A 17,804-nucleotide genomic window follows, 5' to 3' on the forward strand; every position below is an offset into this window, starting at 1 on the left:
ATGAGAGGGAGGATCGTCCTGGCTCTCCTCAGCGCCCTCATCGCCGCTGGTCTTCTCATCGTGATGCTCATCTTGGGAGTGCCCGCCCCCTTCGCCGTCGCATGGACCCTCATCCTGCTCGCCATCGTCGCGGCCACCCGCCAGGCCTTCGTCGACGAGGTGGTCGTGTGGCCGCCGGAGGCGCCACGAGCGGAGGGCCGTGGCTCGGACGTGTCGCGGTTGGCGTGGGCGATCAACACCCGCACCGGCGTCGCGGGCCATGTCGTCGTCCGACGCGTGCAGGGCGTGGTCCGTCGGCGCCTCGCGCATCTCGGGCTCGACCTCGATGACCCTCAGGACCACCCGCGTATCGACGCGGTGCTGGGAGACGGTGTCCGCGCCTCCCTGCATGCGCGAGAAGTGCAACGCGTGGACATCCAGCGCGTCCTCGACGCCCTCGACCGCATCCCCATCGACACGGAGGAGACAGCATGACCACCGACGAAACCACGCAGATCGCCGATGTCGGACGCCGCGTGCTCGCGGGCGTCAAGACGGCCGTCGTCGGGATGGACGAGCCCCTGACGATCGCGCTGGCCGCGATCCTGGCGGGCGGCCACGTGCTTTTCGAGGACGTTCCCGGCCTCGGCAAGACGCTCGCCGCGCGTAGCCTCGCGGGTGCGCTCGGGCTGGACTTCCGTCGGCTGCAGTGCACACCCGACATGTTGCCGGGCGATGTCACCGGGTCGTACGTCTACGCACCTTCCACCGGGGACTTCGCCTTCCGCCCCGGTCCGATCTTCACAGGACTGCTGCTTGCGGATGAGATCAACCGGACGACGCCGAAGACACAGTCGGCGATGCTCGAGGCGATGGCCGAGCACCAGGTGACGGTGGAGGGCAACAGGTTTCCGCTCCCGCGTCCGTTCCACGTGATCGCCACATCGAACCCGATCGAGTACGAGGGGACGTACGCGTTGCCGGAGGCGCAGCTCGATCGCTTCATGGTGCGGCTCGCGGTGGGGTACCCGCAGCCGGAGGAGGAAGCGCGGATCATCCTCGACCGTGTGGAGCGGCAGAGCCCGGATATCGAGGTCGAGCCCGTGGTGGACGCCGACGGCCTGCGGCGGATCCACGCAGCGGTCGAGGGCATCCACGTCGACCGCGATGTCGTGCGATACGGCGTCGAGCTCACGCGGGCGACACGCAAGGCGGCGACGGTGGCCGTCGGCGCCTCCCCGCGTGGTTCGCAGGCGCTCGTCCTCCTCGGACGCGCGCTCGCCGCGCTGGACGGGCGGGCATATGTACGGCCGGACGACCTCAAGCGCGTCGCGGTGCCGGTCCTCGCGCATCGATTGACCCTGACGCCGCAGGCCTGGGCACAGGGAGTGGACCCGCGGACGGTCGTCGACGCGGCCCTGGCGCGGACGGCCGTGCCTCCGACCGTCGCGGCGGCCCCGTGACGGACGAGGCGGCGGTGCAGACGGCGACCGCGGTCGCCTGGCGGCGGACGCCGGTCATCGCTCTCGGCATCGGCGGCGCGGCGATCATCGCCGCGGTGGGGCTCGCCTTCTCCCGTCCGGATGTCGTCGCCATCGGCCTGCCGCTGGCGCTGGCCGCCGCGTGGGCGCTCCTCCGCCGCCCGAGCCCCGGAGAAGCGCGAATCGCTCTGCGCGCGCACGCCGCCGGCAGCGTCGATCGCCCGGAAGTGCAGACCGCCGCGGATGTGGTGCTGGCGGCGGATGCGGTGCAGATCGCCGTGGATCAGGACGGGCGGCGAACCGGTCTCGTGGATGTCCGACCGGGAACGGCCTGTCTCACGGCGCGCGGCGTGCTGCAGCATTCGGGTCCGAGTGAGCCGCTCGCCGTGACCCTGCGGGGGTCGAGTCTCGACGGCGCGTGGGTCTCCGATATCGTCCCTCGGACGGCGCTCGCCTGGAACGCGCCGCCGCGCGCGGTGCGGATCGGCAGCCTCCCGGTGGCGCCGCGGCTCACCGGACTGCACGGGTCGCATCCGGGTTCCCGCCCGGGGCAGGGTGGCGACTTCCGGGATATCCAGCCCTTCGTCCCCGGAGACGAGCTCCGTCGGGTCGACTGGCGCGCGACCGCCCGCGCCGCACGTCGACCAGGAGATCTCCTGGTGCGCAGGGACGACGCGCTGAGCGACTCGTCGGTCGTGCTCGCGATCGACACCGCCGAAGATCTCGGTGCCGCCGTGGCCGCGTGGGGGAGCGGCGACCCCGATCGCTCCGGAGTGACCTCACTCGATCTCGCGCGGGAAACGGCCCTCGCCATCGCCACCGCGGCGATCGGCGTGGGCGACCGCGTGGCCTATCACGCGCTCTCTCCGGACGGCTTCTCGCTGCCCTCCGGCGGTGGCGCCCGGCACCTCGCCCGTGTGCGCCGCGCGATCGCCGCGACCGGCATCGGCACCGATCCGTCCTATCGGCGGTCCCCGGCCGTGCCGCCAGGGTCGATCGTCTTCGTGCTCTCGACGTTCGTCGACGGGGTGGCGGCACGGCTGGCGACCAGCTGGCGCGCCGCCGGCCACGCCGTCGTCGCCGTCGATGTGCTTCCGACTCCCGAGGAGAGCCGCCTCAGTCGCGAGCAGCGGATCGCCCTGCGCACTCTGCTCGCCGAGCGCACCGACGTCCTGGCCGAGCTGAGACATGCCGGCATCGAGGTGGTGCCGTGGTCCGGTGGTGTCGATGCCGCGATGCGCCGTGCCGCCCGCCGTCTTGCGCGTCGCGGGAAGGGGCGCCGATGACTCGCGCCGTCCGCTCTTTCCGCGCCGGTGTCGCGGTCCCGGGGGCCGTCCTCCGGCTGGCAGTGGTCGCCCTGGCCGCCGGGGGAGCACTGCTCCTGATCCCCTTCCCGCTGTGGCAGGGCATCGCGGTGCTCGCCGCTGCCGTCGCCGTCGCGATCCCCCGCAGTCTCGCCGCCTGGGTGGCGCTGGCCTGCCTCCCGTTCGGCGTGATCCTCTCGGAACCGGATCCCTCCCGGACCGCCCTGGCTCTGCTGTTCGTGCATGCCCTGCATGTATGCGCGTCGCTGAGCCTCGTGGTGCCGCTCTCCTCGGGCGTGGCCCTGTCCGTCCTGCTTCCGAGTGCCGGCCGCTTCCTCGCCGTTCAGCTGATCGCGCAGCCGCTGGCGTTCGGCGTCTGGCTGCTCGCCGAGCGGCCGGGCACCCCCGAGGTCGTGATCCTGGCTCCGTTCGCCGCGGCGGCGCTGCTCAGCGGGATCCTGGTCGCCCTCCGTGCGGCGAGACGGGCGGGCGCGGCGGCGTCCGCACCAGGCGCGTACGGCGTTCTCGGAGCCGATGTCCGTGGCCCCTCGTAGACTTGTTCGGTGCCCATCGTCCCCGTTGCTTCCCCAGGAAAACTCAGTGTCCGCGGCGCCCGCGTACACAATCTCAAGAACGTCGACATCGACATCCCCCGCGACTCGCTGGTGGTCTTCACCGGCCTCTCCGGATCGGGGAAGTCCAGCCTCGCCTTCGACACGATCTTCGCCGAGGGGCAGCGCCGGTACGTCGAGTCGTTGAGCGCCTACGCCCGGCAGTTCCTCGGCCAGGTCGACCGGCCGGACGTCGACTTCATCGAGGGGCTGAGCCCGGCGGTGTCGATCGATCAGAAGTCGACGAACCGCAACCCGCGCTCGACGGTCGGCACCATCACCGAGATCTACGACTACATGCGCCTGCTCTGGGCGCGTATCGGCGTGCCGCACTGCCCGGTCTGCGGCGAGAAGATCCAGCGCCAGACGGTGCAGCAGATCGCCGACCAGCTCATGGAGCTTCCGGAGCGAACCCGGTACCAGGTCGTGGCGCCGATCGTCTCGCAGAAGAAGGGCGAGTTCGTCGACCTCTTCCGCGAGCTGGGGGCGAAGGGCTACTCGCGCGCGATCGTCGACGGCGAGCTCATCCAGCTGGCCGAGCCGCCGACGCTCAAGAAGAGCTACAAGCACGACATCGCCGTGGTCGTCGACCGTCTCGTCGCCTCGCCGGACATCCTCGGGCGCGTCACCGACTCCGTGGAGACCGCCCTCGGGCTCGCCGGTGGCGTCGTGCAGATCAATTACGTGGACGGCGAGGGCGACGACGCGTGGCAGACCTTCTCGGAGAAGCTGGCGTGCCCCAACGGACACGCGCTCACCCTCACGGAGATCGAGCCGCGCACGTTCTCCTTCAACGCGCCGTTCGGCGCCTGCCCCGCGTGCTCGGGCCTCGGCACGCGCATGTCCGTCGACGTGGACCTGATGCTCGGTGACGAGGACCTCTCGATCCGCGAAGGCGTCATCATCCCCTGGACCACCCAGGGCAAGGGGCTCTTCCAGTACTACGAGCGGCTGCTCGAGGGACTCTCGCGAGACCTCGACTTCTCCCTCGACACCCCGTGGCGGGACCTGCACTCCGACGTCAAGGAAGCGGTGCTGCGCGGAGAGAACTACAAGGTCACCGTCAAGTGGAAGAACCGCTACGGCCGTGAGATGCGGTACGCGTCCGGCTTCGAGGGCGTGGTGCCCTACATCGAGCGCCAGTACCTGCAGGCCGAATCCGACACGCAGCGCAGCCGGTGGGGCGAGTACCTCCGCGAGGTTCCGTGCCCCGTGTGCAACGGCGACCGGCTGAAGCCCGAGGTGCTGGCCGTGCAGGTGCACGGTCACTCCATCGCCGAGGTCTCGCACCTCAGTCTCGCGGACGCCCGGGCGTTCATGGAGAAGCTGCAGCTCACCGAGCGCGAGGCCAAGATCGCCGCCCAGGTGCTCCGTGAGATCCGCCTGCGTCTCGACTTCCTCCTTCAGGTGGGGCTGTCGTACCTCAACCTGAGCCGCTCCGCAGGCTCCCTGTCGGGTGGTGAGGCGCAGCGCATCCGGCTCGCGACGCAGATCGGCTCCGGCCTGACCGGGGTGCTCTACGTGCTGGACGAGCCCTCCATCGGCCTTCATCAGCGCGACAACCGTCGACTCATCGAGACACTGCTCACTCTGCGCGACCTGGGGAACACCCTGATCGTCGTCGAGCACGACGAGGAGACGATCGAGGCGGCGGACTGGGTGGTCGACATCGGTCCGGGCGCCGGCGTGAACGGCGGCGCCGTGGTCCACTCCGGGCCCTACTCCGCGCTGCTCGCCGACACCGACTCCATGACCGGCGACTACCTCTCCGGCCGTCGGGAGATCCCGATGCCGGCGAAGCGCCGGAAGATCGACAAGAAGCGCATGCTGAGCGTCGTGGGCGCACGCGCCAACAACCTCCGCAACGTGACGGCCGACTTCCCGCTCGGCGTGCTCACGGCGGTCACGGGCGTCAGCGGATCCGGGAAGTCGTCCCTCGTGAACGACATCCTGTACCAGGTGCTCGCCTCGCGACTCAACGGGGCGCGGACGGTGCCGGGCAAGCACACGCGCGTGACCGGGCTCGACAACCTCGACAAGGTCGTGCACGTCGACCAGGCACCGATCGGCCGCACCCCGCGCTCGAACCCGGCGACCTACACCGGCGTCTTCGACCGCATCCGCACGCTCTTCAGCGAGACACCCGAGGCGAAGGTCCGCGGCTACCAGCCCGGGCGCTTCAGCTTCAACGTCAAGGGCGGACGCTGTGAGGCCTGCTCCGGTGACGGCACGATCAAGATCGAGATGAACTTCCTCCCGGACGTGTACGTGGACTGCGAGGTGTGTCACGGCAAGAGGTACAACCGCGACACCCTTGCTGTGCACTACAAGGGCAAGAACATCGCCGAGGTGCTGGAGATGCCGATCGAGGAGGCGGCCGAGTTCTTCGAGCCGATCCAGGCCATCCACCGCTACATGAAGACGCTGGTCGATGTGGGGCTGGGATATGTCCGCCTCGGGCAGTCGGCGACCACGCTCTCCGGCGGTGAGGCGCAGCGCGTGAAGCTCGCGACCGAGCTCCAGCGCCGCAGCAACGGTCGGAGCATCTACGTGCTCGACGAGCCGACGACGGGTCTGCACTTCGAAGACGTGCGCAAGCTCCTCGAGGTGCTGAACGGTCTGGTCGACAAGGGCAACACGGTCATCGTGATCGAGCACAACCTCGACGTGATCAAGTCGGCCGACTGGGTGATCGACCTCGGTCCCGAGGGCGGCTCCGGCGGCGGCACGATCCTCGCCACCGGCACGCCGGAGCAGATCGCGCGGGTCGAGGAGAGCCACACCGGCCAGTTCCTCGCCGAGATCCTGGGTGAGGGGCGCTCTGCGCGGAAGGCCAGCTGATGGCCGACGTCCTGCCGTACAAACCCCGGGCCGGCGAGATACCGACCGACCCGGGGGTGTACCGGTTCCGTGACGCCAACGGCCGCGTGCTGTACGTCGGCAAGGCGAAGAACCTCCGTCAGCGGCTGTCGAACTACTTCGCTCCGCTGCGGACGCTGCACGAGCGCACGCGCCGGATGGTGACGACCGCGGCGTCGGTGGAGTGGACGGTCGTGCCCACGGACGTCGACTCGCTGCAGCTCGAGTACATGTGGATCAAGGAGTTCGATCCGCCGTTCAACGTCAAGTACCGGGACGACAAGTCGTACCCGTTCATGGCCGTGACGATGGGGGACGAGGCGCCGCGCGTGCTCGTGACCCGGAACCGGAAGATCCCCGGCGCCCGCTACTTCGGCCCGTACCCGAAGGTCTGGGCGGTGCACGAGACCATCGACCTGATGATCAAGGCGTTCCCGATCCGCACGTGCAGCGACGCGAGCTACAAGCGGGCGATGCAGACGGGACGCCCGTGCTTCCCGGGGCAGATCGGCAAATGCGGCGGGCCGTGTTCGATGACGGTGTCGATCGAGGAGCACCGGGCCATGGTCGACGACTTCGTCGCCTTCATGGCGGGTGGCGACGAGCGGTTCACCCGGGAACTCACCCAGCGCATGCTCGCCGCGTCGGCCGCCATGGACTACGAGGCGGCGGCGAAGTACCGCGACAAGCTCTCGGCGATCGAGGCCGTGCTCGGCAAGAGCGCTCTCGTGCTGCCCGCGGACGAGGACGCGGACCTGTTCGGTATCGCCGAGGACGAACTCGCGGCCGCCGTGCAGCATTTCGTCATCCGCGGAGGTCGTGTCCGCGGCGTGCGTGCTCTGACGATCGAGAAGGAGATCGACATCACGGGCGGAGAGCTCGTGGAGCAGGTTCTCCAGCAGGCGTACGGGGAAGCTCAGGACGTGCCGCGTCGCATCCTGGTGCCCGTGCTCCCCGACGATGCGTCCGAGCTCGAGGTGTGGCTGCGGGAACGCCGAGGCCGGAAGGTCGAGATCGCGGTGGCGCATCGTGGTCAGCGTGCTGATCTCATGCGCACGGCCACGCTGAACGCGCAGCAGGCGCTGATCCGGCACAAGACCCGGCGTACCAGCGACTACGTCGCCCGTACCCAGGCGCTCACCGATCTGCAGGAGGCGCTGGGTATGGAGGAGGCGCCGCTCCGGATCGAGTGCTTCGACATCTCGCACCTCGGCGGCACGAATGTCGTGGCGTCCATGGTCGTGTTCGAAGATGGTCTTCCGCGGAAGGACCAGTACCGCACCTTCAACATCGCGGAGACGACCGACGACACCGACTCCATGTACCAGGTGCTGCGTCGTCGGCTCGCCTACCTCGACCGCCCGGAGGAGCAGGAGACCGTCGATCCCACCACCGACGAGGTGGTCGCGGAAGACGTCGGCGAGGCGGGGGTACGCCGCAAGCCTCGCTTCGCCTATCCGCCGCAGCTGCTGCTCGTGGACGGCGGGCAGCCCCAGGTCGAGGCCGCCGCGCGGGCCCTCCGCGACGCCGGGCACACCGAGATCGCCGTGTGCGGCATCGCCAAGCGCCTGGAGGAGATATGGCTCCCCGGCGACGACTTCCCCGTCATCCTTCCGCGGACCAGCGAATCGCTCTACCTGCTTCAGCGGCTTCGTGACGAGGCCCACCGCTTCGCCATCGTCCATCAGCGGAAGAAGCGCAAGAAGGACATCACGACGGTGCTCGCCGAGGTCCCCGGTCTCGGGGCCTCACGGATCAAGGTCCTCCTCAAGCACTTCGGCTCGGTCACCGCGCTGCGCGCCGCCGAACCCCACCAGATCCAGGAGGTCCAGGGGATCGGCCCGGTGCTGGCTCAGAACATCCATACGCACCTGTCCACTCGCTAGGCTGGGAGGCCGAGGGGGAGAAGGAGCAGTGAGTGATGTCTGACGGGGAGAAGGGCGAGTTCCTCATCGTCACCGGGATGTCCGGCGCCGGTCGCACCACGGTCGCGAACGCGCTGGAGGATCTCGGCTGGTACGTCGTGGACAACCTGCCGCCGCAGATCCTCCGACCGCTGCTCGACCTCACCGGCATGGGCGGGGATTCGCTGCCGAAGGTCGCCGCGGTCGTCGATGTCCGCGGTCGCAACCTCTTCGACGACTTCCCCGGCGTGGCGCGAGTGCTGCGCACCCGTGGATCGATCCGCGTGCTCTTCCTCGACGCCTCCGACGACGTGCTCGTCCGACGCTTCGAGGCGGTGCGTCGTCCGCACCCTCTGCAGGGCGACGGGACGCTTCTCGACGGCATCCGCATCGAGCGCACCCGGCTGGCGCCGATCCGCGAGGCGGCAGACCTCGTGATCGACACGACGGCGTTGAACATCCATCAGCTGGCGACGAAGGTGTCCGACATCTTCTCGGAGGAGGGCGAGGCCCGGCACCGCGTCACGCTTCTCAGCTTCGGGTTCAAATACGGGCTTCCCACCGATGTGGACGTCGTGGCGGACATGCGCTTCCTGCCGAATCCGTACTGGAACGAGGACCTGCGCGGTCTCACCGGACAGGATGAGACGGTGCGGGAGTACGTGCTCTCCCGCGACGGCGCGGAGGAGTTCCTCGACGCCTACGCGAAGGCTCTCGTGCCGGTCCTCGAGGGGTACCAGCGCGAGAACAAGAGCCACTCCACGATCGCCATCGGGTGCACGGGCGGCAAGCACCGTTCGGTCGCCATGTCCGAGGAGCTCGCCCGTCGACTGGCGGGAATCCCGGGCGTCGCGGTCAACGTCCGCCACCGTGACCTCGGCAGGGAATAGGCCCCCGACCGAGTAAGCTGGAGGTTTGCGTCGCGACCCGGCGCGTGAACGTGAAGGAGTCTCGTGGCACTAACCACCGACGTCAAGGCTGAGCTCGTCAGCATCCGCAATGCACCCCCCACGGTGCGCGTCGCTGAGGTGACGGCCATCCTCCGGTTCGCCGGTGGCCTGCACTCCATCGCCGGCCGGGTGGCGGTGGAGGCGGAGGTGGATGCCGAGACCCTCGCCCGTCGTGTGGCCCGAGACCTCGCCGAGATCTACGGCGTCCGTCCGGAGATCGCCCAGGTGCAGTCGAGCACCGCCAACGACGGTGCCCGGTGGGCCGTCCGCGTCATCGCGCAGGGGGAGACGCTGGCCCGCCAGACGGGGCTTCTCGACCAGCGACGCCGCCCGGTCCGCGGGCTCCCGAACCGCCTCACCACGGGTTCCCGCGCCGAGGTCGCCGGACTCTGGCGCGGTGCCTTCCTCGCCGCCGGCTCGCTCAGCGAGCCGGGCCGCTCCGCCATGCTCGAGGTCGCCTGCCCGTCGTCCGAGGCGGCCATGGCACTCGTGGGCGCGGCTCACCGCCTCGGTGTCGCCGCGAAGGCGCGTGAGGTCCGCGGGCTTCCTCGCGTCGTCGTGCGCGAGGGAGAGGCCATCCGCACCATCCTCAGCGAGATGGGTGCCCAGCGCACCGCTCTCGCGTGGGAGGAGCTGCGGCAGCGCCGTGAGGTGCGCGCCGGTGTGAACCGACTCGTCAACTTCGATGACGCGAACCTCCGCCGTTCCGCGCAGGCCGCCGTGGCGGCATGCGCCCGGGTCGAGCGCGCCCTCGAGATCCTGGCCGATGAGGTGCCCGATCACCTCCGCGTGGCCGGCGAGCTCCGCCTCGCGCACCGCGACGCCAGCCTCGACGAGCTCGGCCACCACGCCGACCCTCCGCTCACGAAGGACGCCGTGGCCGGCCGCATCCGCCGCCTGCTGGCGATGGCCGACAAGCGCGCGCAGCAGGAGGGCATCCCGGGGACCGAGGCCGCGGTCCCCGCGGGGCTCGACGTCTGACCCGGCTGCCACCGTCTCCCGGGACGGCGTGTCAACCCCCGGAAGGATCCGGACACCCGGTGCGTTGTCGTCAGTAGGATGAAAGTCGTCCGCTCTCCGTCGCACATCGGCGACGCGGAGCATCGGCAAGCGCCGCGGCGCGGCGCGGATTGGATGAATGCGATATGGCAACCTACACGCTCCCCGACCTTCCCTACGACTTCGCCGCTCTCGAGCCGCACATCAGCGGCAAGATCATGGAGCTGCATCACGACAAGCACCACGCGACCTACGTCGCGGGCGCCAACACGGCCCTGGAGCAGCTCGCCGAGGCCCGTGAGAGCGGCAACCTCGCGAACGTGAACAAGCTCGAGAAGGACCTCGCCTTCAACCTCGGCGGGCACGTCAACCACTCGATCTTCTGGACCAACCTCTCGCCGAACGGCGGCGGCCAGCCCGAGGGCGAGCTCAAGGCCGCCATCGACGAGTACTTCGGCTCCTTCGAGAAGTTCCAGGCGCACTTCACCGCCGCCGCCACCGGCATCCAGGGTTCCGGCTGGGCAGTGCTGAGCTGGGACTCGATCGGCTCGCGCCTGATCATCCAGCAGCTGTTCGACCAGCAGTCGAACACCGCGCAGGGCACCATCCCGCTGTTCCAGCTGGACATGTGGGAGCACGCCTTCTACCTCGACTACCTCAACGTGAAGGCCGACTACGTCAAGGCCGCGTGGAACATCGCCAACTGGGAGAACGTCGCCCAGCGCCTCGAGGTCGCCCGTCAGCAGACGAACGGCCTGCTGGTACTGTCGTAATCGGGTCGCGTCCCGGCGGGCCCACGGCTCGTCGGGGCGCCATCTCAGCCAAAAAACCCGCGCATGGCGCACGCTCGACGGCGGCGCTCGGCGCATGAGAAACAGGGAGACCTGAGTGTCTGTCAAGATCGGTATCAACGGCTTCGGCCGCATCGGACGCAACTACTTCCGCGCAGCTCTCGCGCAGGGAGCAGACCTTGAGATCGTCGCGGTCAACGACCTCACCGACAACAAGACCCTGGCGCACCTGCTGAAGTACGACTCGGTCAGCGGCGTCCTCGACGCCGAGATCACGTACGACGACGACAGCATCACCGTCGACGGCAAGGAGATCAAGGCTTTCGCAGAGCGCGACCCCGCCAACCTCCCGTGGGGCGAGCTGGGCGTGGACATCGTCATCGAGTCCACCGGCTTCTTCACCAACGCCGACGCCGCGCGCAAGCACATCGAGGCCGGTGCGAAGAAGGTCCTCATCTCGGCTCCGGCCACGGGTGACGACCGCACCATCGTCATGGGCGTGAACGAGGAGACGTACAACCCGGAGACGGACCACATCATCTCCAACGCCTCCTGCACCACGAACTGCCTCGCGCCGCTGGCCAAGGTGTTCAACGACGCCTTCGGCATCGACCGCGGCTTCATGATGACGGCCCACGCGTACACCGCCGACCAGAACCTGCAGGACGGCCCGCACAAGGACCTCCGCCGCGCCCGCGCCGCCGCGATCAACATCACGCCGGCCTCGACGGGTGCTGCGAAGGCCATCGGCCTCGTGCTGCCCGAGCTGAACGGCAAGCTCAGCGGCTCGTCGTACCGCGTGCCGGTCCCCACGGGCTCGATCGTCGACCTCACCCTCATCACGGACCGCGAGAACCTCACGGTGGACGAGGTCAACGAGGCCTACAAGAAGGCCGCGGCCGAGGGTCGCCTGGCCGGGTACCTGCAGTACAACGAGGACCCGATCGTGTCGAGCGACATCGTGCACAACCCGCACTCGTCGATCTTCGACTCCACGCTCACCAACGTCAGCGGCAACCTGATCAAGGTCTCGAGCTGGTACGACAACGAGTGGGGCTACTCCAACCGTCTCGTCGACCTGACCGAGTACGTCGCCGAGCGCATCTGAGCTCCGACACATGACTCTGCGCACCCTGGACTCACTGGGTTCGCTCGAGGGCAAGCGCGTCATCGTCCGTTGTGATCTGAACGTCCCCCTGCGGGACGGGATCATCACGGACGATGGCCGTGTCCGCGCCTCGTTGCCGACCCTGAAGACCCTCATCGACGCGGGCGCCCGCGTCGTCGTCTGCTCGCACCTCGGACGCCCCGACGGCGCGCCCGATCCGCAGTTCAGCCTGGAGCCGGTCGCGCAGCGACTGTCCGAGCTGCTCGGCGCACCGGTCGCCTTCGCGGGCGACACGGTCGGCGAAGCCGCGAAGGACGCCGTGGCGTCCCTCGAGAACGGCCAGGTCGTCGTGATCGAGAACCTCCGGTTCAACCCGGGGGAGACCTCGAAGGACGAGGCAGAGCGTGGTGCCTTCGCGGCCCAGCTCGCGGAGTTGGGCGACGTGCTCGTGTCCGACGGCTTCGGCGTCGTGCACCGCAAGCAGGCGAGCGTCTACGACCTCGCGAAGCTGCTGCCCTCGGCGGCCGGCCTCCTGATCGCGACCGAGCTCGACGTGCTCGACCGCTTGACGGAGAATCCGGAGCGGCCGTACGCGGTGGTGCTCGGCGGGTCCAAGGTGAGCGACAAGCTCGGAGTCATCTCGCACCTGCTCCCGCGGGTCGACCGCATCCTGGTCGGCGGCGGCATGCTCTTCACCTTCCTGAAGGCGCAGGGGCATGCCGTCGCGTCGAGCCTCCTCGAGGAGGACCAGCTCGAGACCGTGCGCGGATACATCGCCGAGGCGGCCGAGCGCGGCGTGGAGCTCGTGCTCCCCACCGACGTGGTCGTCGCCGCGTCCTTCGGTGCCGACGGGGACCACGAGGTGGCCGCCGCGGACGCGATCGAGGAGACGGCGTTCGGTTCGTCGGGCATCGGCCTCGACATCGGGCCGGACACCGCGGCGCGCTTCGCCGAGGTCATCCGCGGATCGAAGACCGTGTTCTGGAACGGCCCGATGGGCGTGTTCGAGTTCCCGGCCTTCGCCGCAGGGACGAAGGCGGTCGCGCAGGCGCTGACCGAGGTCGACGGCCTCAGCGTGGTCGGTGGCGGCGACTCCGCCGCAGCCGTCCGTCAGCTCGGATTCACCGACGACCAGTTCGGGCACATCTCGACCGGCGGCGGCGCGAGCCTCGAATTCCTCGAGGGCAAGAAACTACCTGGGCTGGAGGTCCTCGGATGGGCGTGAGCTCCCGTACCCCGCTGATCGCGGGCAACTGGAAGATGAACCTGGATCACCTGCAGGCGGTGGCGTTCGTGCAGAAGCTGCACTGGACGCTGAAGGACGCCAAGCACGAGGACGGATCCGTGGAGGTGGCGGTCTTCCCGCCCTTCACCGACATCCGCAGCGTGCAGACGCTGATCGACGCGGACAAGATCCCGTTCGCGTTCGGTGCGCAGGACGTCTCGGCGCACGACTCCGGGGCGTACACCGGCGAGATCTCCGGGGCGTTCCTGGCGAAGCTCGACGCGAAGTACGTCATCATCGGGCACTCCGAGCGTCGCGAGTACCACGCCGAGTCCGACGAGATCGTGGCCGGCAAGGTGAAGGCTGCTCTCAAGCACGGCCTCTCCCCGGTGATCTGCGTCGGTGAGACGGCGGAGGACCTGGAGAAGTTCGGCGCCAGCGCGGTTCCGGCTGGACAGCTCGAGGCCGCGCTGCAGGGCGTCTCGCCCTCGGCCGACATCGTCGTCGCGTATGAGCCGGTCTGGGCCATCGGGTCGGGTCAGGCGGCCACGCCGCAGCAGGCGCAGGACGTGTGCGCGGCGCTCCGCGGCGTGATCGCGAAGGTCCTCGGCGACGAGGCGGCTGCGCGCACCCGCATCCTCTACGGCGGCTCCGTCAAGGCGGCGAACATCGCCAGCTTCATGCGCGAGCCCGACGTGGACGGCGCTCTGGTCGGCGGCGCGAGCCTCGTCGTCGACGAGTTCGCGGCGATCATCCGTTTCGAGAAGCACGTCGGCGTGTGAGTGCGGCGGGGCTCCGGCCCCGCTGCACCGTATACTTGACCGTTACGGGGGCGCTCCGGCCCCAGCGAAAGGCTCTTTCCGTGGCAATTCTCGAGTTCGTCCTGCAGGTCGTGCTGGGCATCACCAGCGTCCTGCTGACTCTCCTCATCCTCTTGCACAAGGGTCGCGGTGGCGGCCTGTCCGACATGTTCGGCGGCGGCATGACCACTGCGGTCGGCTCCTCCGGTCTCGCGGAGCGGAACCTGAACCGCTTCACCGTCGTCCTGGCGCTCACGTGGTTCATCGCCATCGTGGCGCTCGGCCTCATCACGAAGTTCGAGGTGATCTGATGGCTACCGGTGGAAACGCGATCCGCGGTACCCGTGTCGGTTCCGGTCCCATGGGGGAGCAGGACCACGGCTATCACGCCGACCGCATCGCGGTGTCGTACTGGGACGGCCTCGGCAACGAGACGGTGCGCTACTTCGCCGCCGGCCTCCCCGAGGAGGAGATCCCGGAGATCATCGACCACCCGCAGTCGGGTCTCCCGGCCGGGCGCGACAAGGAGAACCCTCCCGCCGTCGCGAAGGCCGAGCCGTACAAGACGCACCTCGCTTACGTGAAGGAGCGCCGGACGGACGAAGAGGCCGTCCAGCTCCTGGAGGACGCCCTCACTCAGCTGCGCGAGCGTCGGGGTCAGTGACCGCCGACTGAGTGAGAGGAGAAGCCGCCGTGATGATCACGGCGGCTTCTTCCGTCTCAGCGGCAGCCGGCCGCGGCGTCGATGTAGTTCTGCGGGGGATACCCGTAGGCCCATACGCCGTTGGCGTCGTCCGTGAAGCCCATGCTGATGGCCCAGGCCGTCGCCCACTTCTCGATGCTGTCCTGCGTGGACGAGTCGTACATGTCCTGACACTTCACGCTGATGGCATGACCCACCTCGTGGGCGACGAGCGCTCTGCTGCGCTCTGCGGGCCACTGCTCCGCGACCGAGTTCGATAGCTCGATGACCGCGCGTCCCGGCTCGTCCCACCACCAGGTGGTGTAGCCGCCCATGCTGCCGTTGTACCCGGCGCCGTTGACGACGGGTGCCCAGTCGAACTCCAACAGGACGCCGGGCGCGAGCGAGCGGGCGAAGGCCTCGACCTCGAGCCGGGCGTTCCGCAGTGGGCCCGCCTTCTCCGCGAGCTCCGCGTCCTCGGCCGCGACGACATCGGTGGCCGCCTTCTGCAGGGCGACGTAGGCGGCCGCAGCCGCGTCGTCGACCTCGGTGACGGCGAGAGCATCCGCGGCGGCTCCGCGCAGAGCGATCACGGCGGCGTTGCGGGTCGACGGATGCGCGCTCTCGAAGGCGCCGGCGGCCTCGGCCGCGGTGGTGAGCACGGCCACGCCGTTCGTCCGGACCGCGTCCACGCTCGCGGCGGCGGACGTGGAGGCGCTGTCCATCGACTCGGCGACGTCGCGCAGGATGCGCTGGTCCTCGGCGAGACGGCTCGTCGCGGCGAAGAGGTCCCAGAACCAGCCGGGTTTCGTCTCGTCGGCCGGGAGCCGCGTCGCGAGGACGTCCTCGGCCTCGCCGCCGGTGGTCTCGCCCTCCGCCACGGCGGAGTCCAGGGCCGCCCAGAGGTCCTCGGGAACGGCGAGGGCGGGCGCGCCGGTGTCGATGATGACATGGCCGGCATCCGTCGCCGCGATCAGATCGGCGGTCCGCTGCCGGAGTTCCGTCTGCTGGGCGGTCACCGATCGGGTGGCGTCCTCGACCCCGCTGGCGGCCTCGTCGTATCCCTGGTTCGCGACGAGCTGCGTGATGCCGAGACCGGTCAACACCGCGACCGTGCCGACGGTGCCGGCGAGGACGCCCCTGAGCGATCGCCGGTCGCGCGGCGGCCGGGGGACGCCGGACGGGGAGGAGAGGACGGCCGGGAGGCGATGCCCACCCGGAGCCGGCACCATGGCGGTCGCGGCAACCGACGGCGGAGGGGCGGTCACGAGGCGCTCATCTCGGCAGGCCTTCCGGTCGGGAGCTGATCCTGTCAGCGTATTCGACCGAGGTGACGACGTGGAGGGGGTGACGGGAATCGAACCCGCGCAATCAGTTTGGAAGACTGAGACTCTACCATTGAGCTACACCCCCGGAACCGGAGTCCGGACTCCATCGATCATAGCGGACGGTCGGGCGTGCTCCTGTCCGTTAGACTCGATGGGGCTGAATCTGCGTGCGGATTCCCCGGGGCGTAGCTCAGCTTGGTAGAGCGCCCGCTTTGGGAGCGGGAGGTCGCAGGTTCAACTCCTGTCGCCCCGACTCGACCCCACGACCTTTCAGCCGCGTTCCGCGCGGAAACCACAAGGAGAACACACCAGCATGGCGAACAGCACCGTCGAGAAGCTGACCCCGACCCGGGTCAAGCTCACCATCACGGTCACCCCGGACGACCTCAAGCCGAGCATCGCGCACGCCTACGAGCACATCGCGCAGGACGTCCAGATCCCCGGCTTCCGCAAGGGCAAGGTGCCGGCTCCGATCATCGACCAGCGCATCGGCCGCGGCGCCGTCATCGAGCACGCCGTCAACGAGGGCCTGGACAAGTTCTTCCGCGAGGCGACCGCCGAGCACAAGCTCCGCATCGTCGGTCGTCCGTCGGCCGAGATCACGCAGTGGCCCAACGAGAAGGACTTCTCGGGCGACCTGCTCGTCGACGTCGAGGTCGACGTGCGCCCGGAGATCGAGCTCCCCGACTACGCGGGCATCACCCTCGAGGTCGACGCCGTGGAGGCCGACGAGGCCGCCCTCGACGCCGAGCTGGAGAACATGCGCGCCCGCTTCGGCACGCTCATCCCCGTCGACCGCCCCGCAGCCAAGGGCGACTTCGTCGAGCTGGACCTCGTCGCCACCATCGACGGCAGCGAGATCGACCGCGCCGAGGGCGTCTCCTACGAGATCGGCTCCGGCGAGCTCCTCGAGGGCATCGACGACGCGATCGAGTCGCTCACCGCCGGTGAGGACACCACCTTCCGCTCCGCCCTCGTCGGTGGCGACCACGCCGGCAAGGAGGCGGAGGTCTCCGTCACCGTCAAGGCCGTCAAGGAGCGCGAGCTTCCCGAGGCCGACGACGAGTTCGCGCAGATCGCGAGCGAGTTCGACACCATCGCAGAGCTGCGCGACAGCCTGCGCGAGCGCGTCGAGCAGCAGGGCGTCTTCACGCAGGGCTCCGCCGCCCGCGACAAGCTCGTCGAGACGCTGCTCGCGCAGATCGAGATCCCGGTCCCGCCGCAGCTCATCGAGGACGAGGTGCACAACCACCTCGAGGGCGAGGGCCGTCTCGAGGACGACGTGCACCGCGCCGAGGTGACCGAGGCCAGCGAGAAGCAGTTCCGCACGCAGGTGCTGCTCGACACGATCGCCGAGCAGGCCGACGTGCAGGTCTCGCAGGAGGAGCTCTCGCAGTACCTCATCCAGTCCGCCGCGCAGTACGGCATGGCGCCGCAGGAGTTCGTCGAGGCGCTGCAGTCCTCGAACCAGCTCCCCGCGCTGGTCGGCGAGGTCGCCCGGAACAAGGCGCTCGCGATCGCCCTGGGCAAGGTCAAGGTCGTGGACACCAACGGCAAGGCCGTCGACCTCTCCGACTTCGTCGTGACCGACGACGAGGCCGAGTCCGAGGACGAGAAGCCCGCCGAGGCCGAGGAGAAGCCGGCCGCGAAGAAGAAGGCTCCCGCCAAGAAGGATGCCGACGCGGACGAGAAGCCCGCTGCGGAGAAGAAGCCCGCCGCCAAGAAGCCGGCGGCGAAGAAGGCTCCGGCCAAGAAGGACGCCGACACCGCCGAGTGATCGGCA

Annotated in this window: 16 protein-coding genes and 2 tRNA genes; 16 read left to right on the forward strand and 2 right to left on the reverse strand. The window is 69.4% G+C overall.

The annotated features are described in order from the left end of the window. From AB0P08_RS05925 to AB0P08_RS05990, 14 genes are all read left to right on the forward strand, one after another. Positions 1 to 474, forward strand: a complete 474-nt coding sequence (locus AB0P08_RS05925; RefSeq protein ID WP_363588761.1) for a hypothetical protein — start codon at positions 1 to 3, stop codon at positions 472 to 474. Next, on the forward strand, positions 471 to 1,442 hold the full coding sequence (locus tag AB0P08_RS05930; protein WP_363588762.1) for an AAA family ATPase: 972 nt from the start codon (positions 471 to 473) through the stop codon (positions 1,440 to 1,442). Before AB0P08_RS05925 ends, AB0P08_RS05930 begins: the two co-directional genes overlap by 4 nt. Beyond that, a complete protein-coding gene (locus AB0P08_RS05935) occupies positions 1,439 to 2,746 on the forward strand; it encodes a DUF58 domain-containing protein (protein WP_363588764.1) in 1,308 nt (435 codons plus the stop codon). The genes AB0P08_RS05930 and AB0P08_RS05935 overlap by 4 nt, the downstream gene beginning before the upstream one ends. Next, positions 2,743 to 3,318, forward strand: a complete 576-nt coding sequence (locus AB0P08_RS05940; RefSeq protein ID WP_363588766.1) for a hypothetical protein — start codon at positions 2,743 to 2,745, stop codon at positions 3,316 to 3,318. The genes AB0P08_RS05935 and AB0P08_RS05940 overlap by 4 nt, the downstream gene beginning before the upstream one ends. 9 nt (positions 3,319 to 3,327) lie before the next feature. Next, entirely contained in the window at positions 3,328 to 6,216 is a 2,889-nt protein-coding gene (gene uvrA, locus AB0P08_RS05945) for an excinuclease ABC subunit UvrA (RefSeq protein WP_187661747.1), read from the forward strand. Beyond that, on the forward strand, positions 6,216 to 8,120 hold the full coding sequence (gene uvrC, locus AB0P08_RS05950; protein ID WP_187661746.1) for an excinuclease ABC subunit UvrC: 1,905 nt from the start codon (positions 6,216 to 6,218) through the stop codon (positions 8,118 to 8,120). Before uvrA ends, uvrC begins: the two co-directional genes overlap by 1 nt. 35 nt (positions 8,121 to 8,155) lie before the next feature. Continuing rightward, on the forward strand, positions 8,156 to 9,028 hold the full coding sequence (gene rapZ, locus AB0P08_RS05955) for an RNase adapter RapZ (protein WP_187661745.1): 873 nt from the start codon (positions 8,156 to 8,158) through the stop codon (positions 9,026 to 9,028). A 63-nt stretch (positions 9,029 to 9,091) separates the two neighbouring features. Next, complete coding sequence (gene whiA / locus AB0P08_RS05960; RefSeq protein WP_187661744.1) at positions 9,092 to 10,069, forward strand: DNA-binding protein WhiA; 978 nt, start codon at positions 9,092 to 9,094, stop codon at positions 10,067 to 10,069. A gap of 164 nt (positions 10,070 to 10,233) precedes the next feature. Then, positions 10,234 to 10,860 (forward strand): superoxide dismutase, encoded by a 627-nt coding sequence (locus AB0P08_RS05965; protein ID WP_025105027.1) that lies wholly within the window; start codon positions 10,234 to 10,236, stop codon positions 10,858 to 10,860. 115 nt (positions 10,861 to 10,975) lie between these two features. Further along, positions 10,976 to 11,986, forward strand: coding sequence for a type I glyceraldehyde-3-phosphate dehydrogenase (gap, locus tag AB0P08_RS05970; RefSeq protein ID WP_363588768.1), 1,011 nt, complete (start codon positions 10,976 to 10,978; stop codon positions 11,984 to 11,986). Positions 11,987 to 11,996: 10 nt separating this feature from the next. After that, positions 11,997 to 13,211 carry a phosphoglycerate kinase gene (locus AB0P08_RS05975; protein ID WP_363588770.1) on the forward strand — a complete coding sequence of 405 codons (1,215 nt, stop codon included), beginning with the start codon at positions 11,997 to 11,999 and terminating at the stop codon, positions 13,209 to 13,211. After that, positions 13,202 to 13,993 (forward strand): triose-phosphate isomerase, encoded by a 792-nt coding sequence (tpiA, locus tag AB0P08_RS05980; RefSeq protein WP_025105024.1) that lies wholly within the window; start codon positions 13,202 to 13,204, stop codon positions 13,991 to 13,993. Before AB0P08_RS05975 ends, tpiA begins: the two co-directional genes overlap by 10 nt. 80 nt (positions 13,994 to 14,073) lie before the next feature. Further along, the gene (gene secG / locus AB0P08_RS05985; RefSeq protein WP_025105023.1) at positions 14,074 to 14,322 is read left to right on the forward strand and encodes a preprotein translocase subunit SecG; all 249 of its coding nucleotides are present in this window, start codon (positions 14,074 to 14,076) and stop codon (positions 14,320 to 14,322) included. After that, complete coding sequence (locus tag AB0P08_RS05990; RefSeq protein ID WP_025105022.1) at positions 14,322 to 14,675, forward strand: RNA polymerase-binding protein RbpA; 354 nt, start codon at positions 14,322 to 14,324, stop codon at positions 14,673 to 14,675. The genes secG and AB0P08_RS05990 overlap by 1 nt, the downstream gene beginning before the upstream one ends. Before the next feature lie 56 nt (positions 14,676 to 14,731). On the opposite strand, the gene AB0P08_RS05995 is transcribed toward AB0P08_RS05990, so the two are convergent. Continuing rightward, positions 14,732 to 15,961: a hypothetical protein gene (locus AB0P08_RS05995; protein WP_363588772.1), complete on the reverse strand. Its 1,230-nt coding sequence runs from the start codon at positions 15,959 to 15,961 to the stop codon at positions 14,732 to 14,734. Between the two features lie 71 nt (positions 15,962 to 16,032). Continuing rightward, positions 16,033 to 16,106, reverse strand: a tRNA-Gly gene (locus tag AB0P08_RS06000). Positions 16,107 to 16,200: 94 nt separating this feature from the next. On the opposite strand from AB0P08_RS06000, the gene AB0P08_RS06005 reads away from it, so the two are divergent. Together AB0P08_RS06005 and tig are read left to right on the forward strand one after the other, a co-directional pair. Beyond that, positions 16,201 to 16,274 (forward strand) — tRNA-Pro (locus AB0P08_RS06005). Between the two features lie 60 nt (positions 16,275 to 16,334). Beyond that, the gene (tig, locus tag AB0P08_RS06010; RefSeq protein WP_363588774.1) at positions 16,335 to 17,798 is read left to right on the forward strand and encodes a trigger factor; all 1,464 of its coding nucleotides are present in this window, start codon (positions 16,335 to 16,337) and stop codon (positions 17,796 to 17,798) included. Positions 17,799 to 17,804 lie beyond the last annotated feature (6 nt).

The sequence above is a fragment of the Microbacterium meiriae genome (assembly GCF_040686935.1).
GTDB classification, from domain to species: Bacteria; Actinomycetota; Actinomycetes; order Actinomycetales; family Microbacteriaceae; genus Microbacterium; species Microbacterium meiriae.

Coding starts and splice junctions, on each gene's coding strand:
- AB0P08_RS05925 (WP_363588761.1), top strand. CDS start 1: ATGAGAGGGAGGATCGTCCTGGCTCTCCTCAGCGCCCTCATCGCCGCT.
- AB0P08_RS05930 (WP_363588762.1), top strand. CDS start 471: ATGACCACCGACGAAACCACGCAGATCGCCGATGTCGGACGCCGCGTG.
- AB0P08_RS05940 (WP_363588766.1), top strand. CDS start 2,743: ATGACTCGCGCCGTCCGCTCTTTCCGCGCCGGTGTCGCGGTCCCGGGG.
- uvrC (WP_187661746.1), top strand. CDS start 6,216: ATGGCCGACGTCCTGCCGTACAAACCCCGGGCCGGCGAGATACCGACC.
- rapZ (WP_187661745.1), top strand. CDS start 8,156: ATGTCTGACGGGGAGAAGGGCGAGTTCCTCATCGTCACCGGGATGTCC.
- AB0P08_RS05965 (WP_025105027.1), top strand. CDS start 10,234: ATGGCAACCTACACGCTCCCCGACCTTCCCTACGACTTCGCCGCTCTC.
- AB0P08_RS05975 (WP_363588770.1), top strand. CDS start 11,997: ATGACTCTGCGCACCCTGGACTCACTGGGTTCGCTCGAGGGCAAGCGC.
- tpiA (WP_025105024.1), top strand. CDS start 13,202: ATGGGCGTGAGCTCCCGTACCCCGCTGATCGCGGGCAACTGGAAGATG.
- AB0P08_RS05990 (WP_025105022.1), top strand. CDS start 14,322: ATGGCTACCGGTGGAAACGCGATCCGCGGTACCCGTGTCGGTTCCGGT.
- tig (WP_363588774.1), top strand. CDS start 16,335: ATGGCGAACAGCACCGTCGAGAAGCTGACCCCGACCCGGGTCAAGCTC.